Source organism: Roseiarcus sp., assembly GCF_052145395.1.
In the GTDB taxonomy this organism is placed as follows: domain Bacteria; phylum Pseudomonadota; class Alphaproteobacteria; order Rhizobiales; family Beijerinckiaceae; genus Roseiarcus.
In genome coordinates, this window is record NZ_JBKQOT010000682.1 from 1 (window position 1) to 8,855 (window position 8,855).

Below are 8,855 nucleotides of genomic sequence, written 5' to 3' on the forward strand. Positions count from 1 at the left end.
GGACTCACGTAGGCCTCGCGCGAGGAGACCCGAATCGTGTAATCGCAGACCGCGCGGATGGTTTCCGCGGGAATCCCGGGCCCGTTATCCTCAATCACTATGGTCCCCGTCTTCGGGTTAACCGAGACCTTGACGACGGGCGCGACCGCGACCTCTTCGCAAGCGTCGAGTGCGTTGTCGAGCAACTCCTTCAGCACGACGAGCGGCCAATCCCAGACATTGTGACCGGTTTGGTTCTGCAGCTCGCGCAGGCTGCAAAATTCCATGAGCCGTGAGACCTGGAAGGGGACTCGCATCAATTTGTGCCGTTTCTTCTGTCGGTTACGTCCCGCGATTTGTAAAAAGCGATCGCCGCCGACAGGCGCTTTTTCAGCTTGCTGATCGGTCAAGGCGCTTGCCGCGCGATCGACGCGCTTGGCGATCGTTCGCTGGGAGGGCGACGTTTTCATTTCGCCCTCGTCTCGATACAAGAGGCGTCGCATTCGGGCCTGATCGGCGTCTCAATTCCGAGCGCGACGCGAGCCTCAGCTTCCTGTTTGGCGACCCATGCCGGATGGCATGAGGCGTGGAGGTCCGCACGGTCCTCGCCAACGAAGACGAGCACGAAAGGGTCGTCCTCCCGCATGCCGCCGCCGCATAGGGCGCAACGGCCAGGCGCCGAGGATTTGAAGTGGTCGTTGATCCACATGACGATGGCGCGGCGTTCGTTGCGCAGCAAGTCAACGATCTCGGTCTTTTGTTGGCGCAGAATGTCGATGATGGGATGCGCAATCGGATAGTCAGGAACCTCGAAAGCTATATCGTCGCCGTCGACCGCCAACTTGAAGCCGCTGCGGCGCGCCAGCCTGAGCGCATCGGCTGCGGAAATTGCACCGCTTACACCGGCTGCACCGGCTGTTCGCGGACCCTCCCCCATTCCTTGTCCATCCAAGAGAGTTTCACGGTCTGAAAAGTTCATATCTTACCCCTCAGCACTCTTCTGGCTGACGCGGTCTCGACATCGTCTAAGTTGGGCAGAGCCTTCCCTTCTTGGGTCGATAGACCCTCCCCCTCCCCTGCAGAACTGGCAGTGCAAGCGGTGTAGCCGGTGCAGTTTTCCGATTGCATCGCATTGCGGACGGCGTCCGGCGACGGAAACACCCCGCCATGGCGGCGCTCCTCCAGATCGACCGAAGGGACGAGAACGCGATAACGACGCGGTGTCGTCTTGCCTAAGCCGCCCTGCGGCTCGACCTGTTCAATCAGACCCAGCCTTAGAAGCGATCATCGAGGGCTCTCCCGCGCCAAATCTCATCCGTTGCAAAAAGACGAACGCGCGGTTCGGCGTATCCGCGAAATTCTTGCAAGAGTTACGCACCGTCAGTTCTTGACAAGCTCTCGATGATTGTTTCGAGCTGGGTAGACAACGATGATTCGCGGCTCAACCTCGGCTGTTCCATAGGCTAAGCGATGCAGATCCTGGTGCTCGGCGACGCCAGTCCCGACCTGGCGACGATCGAAAACGCGTTCCGGCGCGGGCAGATCGAGATTGTGGCGGCGCGGGGCGCGCTCGCTCCCGCGCCTTCGGCGCCAGCGCGCTATGCGTTCGCCGGATGGGCGCTCGACGCGGCGACGCGCGACCTTTCCGGTCCGGCCGGCCGGCGCGCAGATCTCACATCGTCCGAATTCGATCTTCTGCTCGCGTTTATGCACCGGCCGGGCCAGGCGATCTCGCGCGCCGAGTTGGTGCGGGCTCTGAGAGGCCGCGACTGGGACTACTTCGACCGGTCGATCGACACGCTTGTGGCCCGGTTGCGCAAGAAGATCGACTCCCCCGGCGCGCCGTCGCTCATTCGCTCGGTGCGCGGCGTCGGCTACGTGTTCTGCGCCCCGGTCGCGCAATCGCGCGGCGCCGATCCGAAAGCGGACGCGGCCTAGCCGAGGAGTCCGCCCGGCCGCGGCGCCAGCGGATTGTTCAAGAGCACGTCGAGGTCTGGCGCGTCGATCCGGGGAGCGCGCGTCAGCGCCGTCCAGAGGGTTTCCGCCTCCCGCACGGCGACTCCCTCGACGATCAGGACGGCGCGCGTCGAATGGTCGGCGTCCGGCCAGCGCGGCAGCGTCCGTGGCGTGTGGAAGACGTGCTGGACGCCGTCGACCAGGATCGGGGTCTCCGGCCGGTCGGCGAGCCCGAACAGGCCTTTCAGCCTGAGGAGTCTTGGCCCGAGCATCGAGGCGAGAACGGAGAGGAACTGCGCGAAGGCGATAGGGTCGATCGGCTCGCCGCTGCGGAATGTGAAAGTCTTCACGCGATGCGCGCCGCCGTGTGCGCCCGGCGCCGTATGGAATGCCGGCCAGCTGGAGGCGGCGAGGAAATCCGCCGCCGCCAGCTCCCCCGCGGCGCCGTCGAGGATGGGCGCGACGGGGTTGAGAGCCCGCAGGGCGGCGCCGAGTTCGGCAAGGCGCGCAGCTCGCTCCCCTCGCGCCAAAAGGTCTGTCTTCGCCACGACGAGGCGGTCGGCGAGCGCGATCTGGCGTGCGCTCTCCGGACGGGCGGCGACTGTCGCGGCTCCGTTGACGGCGTCGACAACCGCCGTGATTCCGCCGAGCGCGAGCCGAACGGCAAGCTCCGGGTCGGCGATCACGGCGTGGAGCATGGGCGCGGGCTCGGCGAGCCCGGTCGTCTCCAGCACGATCAAGCCGAATGGCGGCAGCGCGCCGGCGTCCCGCCGCGCGAGAACGTCGCTCACGGCGTCGATGAGGTCGCCGCGCAGGGCGCAACAGACGCAGCCTCCGTTGATCAGGATGGCGTCGCCGGACAGGCGCTCGTAGAGCAGATTGTCCAGTCCGATCTCGCCCCATTCGTTGACGATGACCAACGCGTCGGAGAGGTCGGGCGCGCGCAGGAGCCGATTGATCAGCGTCGTCTTGCCGGCGCCGAGAAAGCCAGTCACGATGTGAAACGGGATCGGCGCGCGCCCGGTCCCGTCCGCCCCTGCGGTTGACGGCGGAGCAGAACCGCCTTTATCGCTCAGCGCCGACATCTCTCTCCCCTCAAAAGAACGAGCGCCCCCGTGACTGTCCGACTCCACCGCGCCGACCTGCCCGACGACTGGACCTTTGGGGACGCCGTCGCGATCGACACCGAAACGCTCGGCCTCGAGGTGGGTCGCGACCGGTTGTGCGTGGTGCAGCTCTCGCGCGGCGACGGCGACGCGGAGATTGTGCAGATCGTTCACGGGCAGACCCGCGCCCCCAACCTCGAAAGGCTAGTGGCGGACGAAAGGGTGGTCAAACTTTTCCATTTCGGCCGCTTCGACATGGCCGTGCTGTGCCGGACCTTCGGCGTGATGGCCGGTCCCGTCTTTTGCACCAAGATCGCGTCAAAACTCGCCCGCACCTACACCGACCGGCACGGGCTCAAGGACCTGACGAAGGAGCTGCTCGGCGTCGAGATCTCCAAGCAGCAGCAATCCTCCGACTGGGGATCGGACACGCTCACCGAGGCGCAGCTCGTCTACGCCGCGTCCGACGTCCTGCACCTTCACGCCCTGCGCGAAAAGCTCGACGCCATGCTCAAGCGCGAAGGCCGCGACGGACTTGCGCGCGCGGCCTTCGGCTATCTGCCCGAGCGGGTGCGCCTCGATCTCGCCGGCTTCGGCGACATGGACGTCTTCTCGCACGCCTATCCGTGACGCGTCCCGCGAGACGCCGCATCCCGATCGAACAAGTGGCGGCGCGGATCAGCCCACCTTGAGCGCGGCGCGCATCGCGCAGGCGAGGCGGGTCGCTTCCCGCGCGTCTTCGAGGCTCAGCGGTGTCGGACCGCCGTTGCGCACGGCCTCGACGAACGCATGGGCCTCGTGGAGGAACGCGTCCCCGAACCGCTCGAAGAAATCCACCTGTCCCGCGACCGACCGGCGGCCATCGGATTCCAGCGTGAGCGGCAGACGGGGAATGGCGCGGCCAACGTCGAGCGTCGCCTTGGAGCCGACGATGGTCATCGAGGCCTCGTAGCCGCGACTTGCGAGGTCCGCGACACATAAAAATCCGCAATCCTCCCGCCCGTGAACGAGACGGTGGCCGAGGCGGTGTCGACGTCGCCGCACTCGGCGAGCGCCGGGTACAGGATGCGGCTGCCGACGGCGGCGACCGACGAGGGTTTTGCGCCGTCGAGCATCCACCGGACGAGGTCGATGTCGTGGATGCAGCAGTCGAGAAAGATGCCGCCCGAAGTCGGCGCGAAGCGGACGAAGAAGCCGCTGGGGTCGACCGGATCTTCCGAGACGCAGCGGATGGCGAAAACCTCTCCGAGTTCGGCCGCCTCGATCCGGCGCTTGGCTTCCGCATAGGCCAGATCGAAGCGGCGCATGAACCCGATCATCACGATCTGGCCGGAATGACCGGCCGCAGCCGCGATGGCGCGGTCGCAATCGGCGGGATCGAGCGCCAGCGGCTTTTCGCAGAAGACGTGTTTTTCCGCGCGGATCGACTGGATCACCTGATCGGCGTGAAGCGACGTCGGGGTCACCAGCCACACCGCGTCGAGGCCCGGATGATCCAGCAGTTCCGTGAGCCCGGGATAGGTCGTCACGCCTTTCAGCGTCTTTTCGGCCCAGGCGCGTTCTTCCGCGACCGGGCTGGCCGCGGCGACAAGCTTTGCGCCGGCGACGCGAAACGCAAGGTTTTCCGCATGGCGACGGCCGAGCCGCCCCAGGCCGACGATCCCGATGCGAACCGAGTCCGACATAGCCAAGTCCTTCCGATCGAGAATTGGCGAACCCCTGCGATCCGGCAATTCAGGTTATCACGAAACCTTCGATTCGGCTCATCGAGAAGGCGATCGCGCGCGGCCTCGACGAAGGCGCGAAGCTCATTCTCGACGGTCGCGGCGTCAAGGTTCCGGGCAACGAAGGCGAGCCGGGGGGAACAGCTGGCCTTCCAACCGAATTATCGAACGATCCGACTCCGCCCAGAATTTGGTTCCCGACACTCGCGTCCGAGTCGCGGTGTCTGTAGGAGTCGAGGGCGTCGTCAATGGCATCGGCCGGTCCAGTCAAGATCGGTGTCCCGTGCACAAAGTTGCACAGAGCTCCCCCGTCACATGCGTATGCATAAGAAATGGAAGGGATCGTTAACAGCATTCCCAAGGCAACCTTGGACCACGTGTTCGCCATCACGCTTCTCCCTGCTGAAGCCAAAAAAATCTCGGCCATTAATCTTAATTTCCAGAAACGTTCTTACCTAGTCAAGTAGATGATCAGCGTTACCCCTTTACGAGATGTCAGGTCGGTATTGACCCCTGAGCGTCAGAGGTCGTAGCAACAATACAAGCGGACATTCGACCACGCTGGTCGGCATGGGATCGCCTGAACGGAAAATGCCAAAACGTTGTTTCGTGTTATGATTTTTTGCGCTCTGAAACAGAACACGCGGTATCAATCGCCGATGAAAGAGACCGCAACGCTATCGGAGCGGCAGAGAAACTTTCCTCCGTCCAGAAACCGCCCACGCCAGGCCCATTCCAAACATTCACTCCAACAGACTTTGAGGTACAATTTCAGTCCTTGTATTATATAAGTGACGGCTTAACGATTGCTCATTTGTCACGCCTGAGCGCCGCCAAAGACGCATGGAAATCGGCTTTGGCGTTAAATAAAACGAACAGCGATTTTTACGGCAACGAATATTCGGAGGTAATTTGGCCAACGAATATAGGAATCGATTATAGCAATGCGGTAACCAGGTTGCCTATGGTGGCACAACAGATTCCGGCTATAAATGCCTTGGGCAAATTTGCCTCCTCGCAGGACGATACATTACAAGGACCATACGCGGACTTAAAAAAGGTACTACGCGATCGACTAAACGAAACTTTAGCCCTGTATGATAAAATCGCTCTGTGGAGTAACAAGCCGCGTATTTCGTTTATATTTAGATTACCGAAACTCCCGCCTCATCTTCCGGAATTTCGTTGGATTGATCCTACGTATCTGTACCGCCGGCTTAAGACGCCGGTTGCGGTCTCTCAAAAGACCCTGAAACTGGGGCGAAGGCGCTTCGTCAGATTTGCGGCCGCCTCGGCCTTGGCCGTGAGCAAGAGCGAGCGTTCCTGAATGCGCTTTGAACAAGGGGCGCGCAGGTCCAACTCTCGTCACACCTTACTTTTGCTCAGGCCAAAGAACCATATATTAGCAAGCCACGGTACGATGCCTGCCAATAACCCCGACAAAATTGTTGCGACGACAATCTTGTCCAAACCGAGAGATGCTATATTGGCCCCCATACAGCCTATAATAGAGACTAATACTATCCACGACACAATGAGCGCGTACTTTAAGTATCTGACTATAGCCTCAAATTCACCCAATCTGTAATCTGCATAGCTTTGCCTAATTATCGAATCGAGGCGCATCTTTTCCATTTGGGGCGTCAAATCGCGCTTTCTCAGTAACCAATGACCCTTGTTTTGCTCAAGTTCCTTCATTTCGTCATCTTTTAAAAGCATGATACCGCGTTGCGTAGTCACGGCAACAGGTATTTGCAAGTTATATTTATGAAGATCTGCGAGCATGAATAACCCGCGTGGTTCATACGTTTCGTCAACCTTTGGCCTAAGCGCACGATAATCGCGTTCAATTTGATCCAATTTCGAATCGACCTCATGTACGACCGAATCGACCGCATCATCCTTTTTGTAAAAAAGATCAAGAAGAATTAGATCCGGCTTGTAATTTAAGTTTCCTAGCTTATGTTGTAATTCAGAGGGATCGCTGATAAATTCTATGTCATAATGATTTGAATGATTTTTTATAAACTTCTTAATATAGATCTGATCGTCGTCACAAATTAGGATGTGTTTTCTTCTGGAAAAACCACTTGTCTTTCTGTCTTCGTCGGAGACCATTCCAGTCGCTCGCTTTCGAGAGTCGCAATCAATCGCGCCAGTAGTCATTCCATTGAGACCACTACGAAAAATCGGACTCGTCTGCAATGCGCAATGTGCCGCAGGTGCCGCAGGCATGGTGCATGGCCGGCTACCCTCGGTCCGAGGCGCTGCATGACCGCTTCCCCCCGGCGCGATGGTCTGCGCGCCGTTGACCGATGCCTGCTTTGGGCGGACTCCGCCCGTTGAAGCGCTCGCGACGTACTGCCGCTCCGGGCGGGGACCGCGCCTATCGGTGTCGCTAGGTAAGGCCCGCATTCCGGCCCACTTCCGCCGTCCGCGGCCGCGATCCGCAACGTCCGCTCAACGTCGACTCCCGCCGTCGCGTCCGGTCCCTCGGCGTTGGGACCCAAGCGTCAGGTTTCGACCACCAGGGCCACGGTTGCGTGACCGGGGCGCAAGCTCCTGTGGGGCGCGGGCGGGGAGGGGGTCGCGGCCATCTTTCAAACGTTGGACGACGCCAAGCTTTCAGAGTCGACCCTTCGCAATCCTTCCCGCAAGCAGAGGTGAAAACGTCTCCGCGGCGCGCGCGGGCGATCACGCGATTGCCCCAGGACAAAGCGACAATTCCTTGCCGGGCGAACGGATATGTTCTATATTTGTTCGCATCAGAGGAAGCCGCGGCATGTCCGATCGTCCCGAAGCCGCCCCGCCCGCCGTGCCTGGCAAAGAGCCGGCCGTCGCGGCGCTTCCAACGCAGACCGAGCGGCTGGATCGGGATGTCCCCTTTCGCGGGCATCGCCGCGCCACTCGAGACGGCTTTGCGGGGTTCGTCATGGAGCGGAGCGCGGAGGCCCGTGACGATCGCCCGGAAAACCTCTCGCAACCCCTTGGAAACGTTGATTCCGCGCCCGGAATTGCGACCACCCCGGAAGCCTGGAACTTCGCCTCGCTCTGGAAGCAGGCTTCGAGACGTCACGCATTGCATCGCCCCTCAGAACGAGGGCGGATTGATTCGGTCTGCCGCTTCGGCGGGCGACGATTGCCCAAAGAGCCTCGCAGCGGGCGCAACCTCTTGAAAATGTTGAAAAGGGCAATGCGAGGACCTTGCTGAGAGTTGGCATGGATTTGAGTTTGGCGCCCCATCGGCTTGGCGTCCATGGCGGACGTGTTTGAGGTCAGGGAGGCGACAATCCTGCGTCTCCCGTGCAAGGGCGCCCGGCGGTCGTACCTGCCAACGAGCCCGACCTTTAAGCGAGCGAGGGACGCCTTGGCAGTAACAATCGCCCGGAAATTCCGTCGCTACGCCTTGAAAAGATTGAATCCGCGCCCGGGCTCAGCTTGCCTTCGCCGCAGGGGCGCCCACGCCGGTGAACAGCCATTCGTGCTGCGGCTCGTTGTGGAACTTCCACACCCGCTTCGGGCCGGCCATGACGTTGAGATAGTAGCTGTCGTAGCCGTGGATGGTGGCGACCGGATGGTAGCCCTTCGGCACCATCACCAGGTCGCCGTTTTCGACCAGCACCGACTCGTCGAGCGAGCGGTCGTCGGTATAGACGCGCTGGAAGCCAAAACCCTGCGGCGGGTTGAAGCGATGGTAGTAGGTCTCTTCGAGGTAGCTCTCGTTCGGCAGGTCGTCGCGGTCGTGCTTGTGAGGCGGATAGGACGACGTATTGCCGCCCGGCGTGATCACCTCGACCACGAGCAGCGAGTGGGCCGAGCCGTCGTCCTCGGGCATGATGTTGGTGACGTGACGGACGTTGGATCCCTTGCCGCGGACAATCTGCGGATGCGTCCCGGGGGGGATCAGCTTGGCCGGATGGCCGCCGACGCCGGGCGCCGAGCAGACGGCGAGTTCGAGCGGGGTCAGCGCCTCGATCGCATAGCGGCTTCCGGCCGGGACATAGGCGGCCCAGGGCGGTCCCCCGAACGGGCTCACGCGCTCGCCGATCGCGCCGTAATCCTTGCCGTCGATCGAAAGCCTGGCCTTGCC

At 61.5% G+C, this 8,855-nt stretch carries 10 protein-coding genes; 4 read left to right on the top strand and 6 right to left on the bottom strand.

Going from position 1 to position 8,855, the window contains the following annotated elements; all coding sequences use genetic code 11:
- The coding region (locus ACLP25_RS23270) for an ATP-binding protein (protein ID WP_442471506.1) at positions 1-449 on the bottom strand (449 nt) is incomplete at its 3' end.
- A gap of 221 nt (positions 450-670) precedes the next feature.
- Here ACLP25_RS23270 and ACLP25_RS23275 point away from each other — a divergent pair.
- Together ACLP25_RS23275 and ACLP25_RS23280 are read left to right on the top strand one after the other, a co-directional pair.
- Positions 671-949 (top strand): hypothetical protein, encoded by a 279-nt coding sequence (locus ACLP25_RS23275; protein WP_442471507.1) that lies wholly within the window; start codon positions 671-673, stop codon positions 947-949.
- Positions 950-1,449: 500 nt separating this feature from the next.
- Complete coding sequence (locus ACLP25_RS23280) at positions 1,450-1,917, top strand: winged helix-turn-helix domain-containing protein (protein WP_442471508.1); 468 nt, start codon at positions 1,450-1,452, stop codon at positions 1,915-1,917.
- Here the strand turns inward: ACLP25_RS23280 and ACLP25_RS23285 are convergent.
- On the bottom strand, positions 1,914-3,020 hold the full coding sequence (locus ACLP25_RS23285; RefSeq protein ID WP_442471509.1) for a CobW family GTP-binding protein: 1,107 nt from the start codon (positions 3,018-3,020) through the stop codon (positions 1,914-1,916). The genes ACLP25_RS23280 and ACLP25_RS23285 overlap by 4 nt on opposite strands.
- A 30-nt stretch (positions 3,021-3,050) precedes the next feature.
- Between ACLP25_RS23285 and ACLP25_RS23290 the strand changes: the two genes are divergently transcribed.
- Positions 3,051-3,671: a ribonuclease D gene (locus ACLP25_RS23290; RefSeq protein ID WP_442471510.1), complete on the top strand. Its 621-nt coding sequence runs from the start codon at positions 3,051-3,053 to the stop codon at positions 3,669-3,671.
- A gap of 48 nt (positions 3,672-3,719) precedes the next feature.
- Here ACLP25_RS23290 and ACLP25_RS23295 read toward each other — a convergent pair whose 3' ends face one another.
- Positions 3,720-3,980, bottom strand: a complete 261-nt coding sequence (locus tag ACLP25_RS23295) for a hypothetical protein (protein ID WP_442471511.1) — start codon at positions 3,978-3,980, stop codon at positions 3,720-3,722.
- Complete coding sequence (locus ACLP25_RS23300) at positions 3,977-4,726, bottom strand: Gfo/Idh/MocA family oxidoreductase (RefSeq protein ID WP_442471512.1); 750 nt, start codon at positions 4,724-4,726, stop codon at positions 3,977-3,979. Before ACLP25_RS23300 ends, ACLP25_RS23295 begins: the two co-directional genes overlap by 4 nt.
- An 853-nt stretch (positions 4,727-5,579) precedes the next feature.
- Here ACLP25_RS23300 and ACLP25_RS23305 point away from each other — a divergent pair.
- Positions 5,580-6,092: a hypothetical protein gene (locus tag ACLP25_RS23305; protein WP_442471513.1), complete on the top strand. Its 513-nt coding sequence runs from the start codon at positions 5,580-5,582 to the stop codon at positions 6,090-6,092.
- A gap of 38 nt (positions 6,093-6,130) precedes the next feature.
- Here ACLP25_RS23305 and ACLP25_RS23310 read toward each other — a convergent pair whose 3' ends face one another.
- Positions 6,131-6,883, bottom strand: coding sequence for a hypothetical protein (locus ACLP25_RS23310; RefSeq protein ID WP_442471514.1), 753 nt, complete (start codon positions 6,881-6,883; stop codon positions 6,131-6,133).
- A gap of 1,315 nt (positions 6,884-8,198) precedes the next feature.
- A partial coding sequence (gene iolB, locus ACLP25_RS23315) for a 5-deoxy-glucuronate isomerase (protein WP_442471515.1) occupies positions 8,199-8,855 on the bottom strand: 657 nt, incomplete at its 5' end.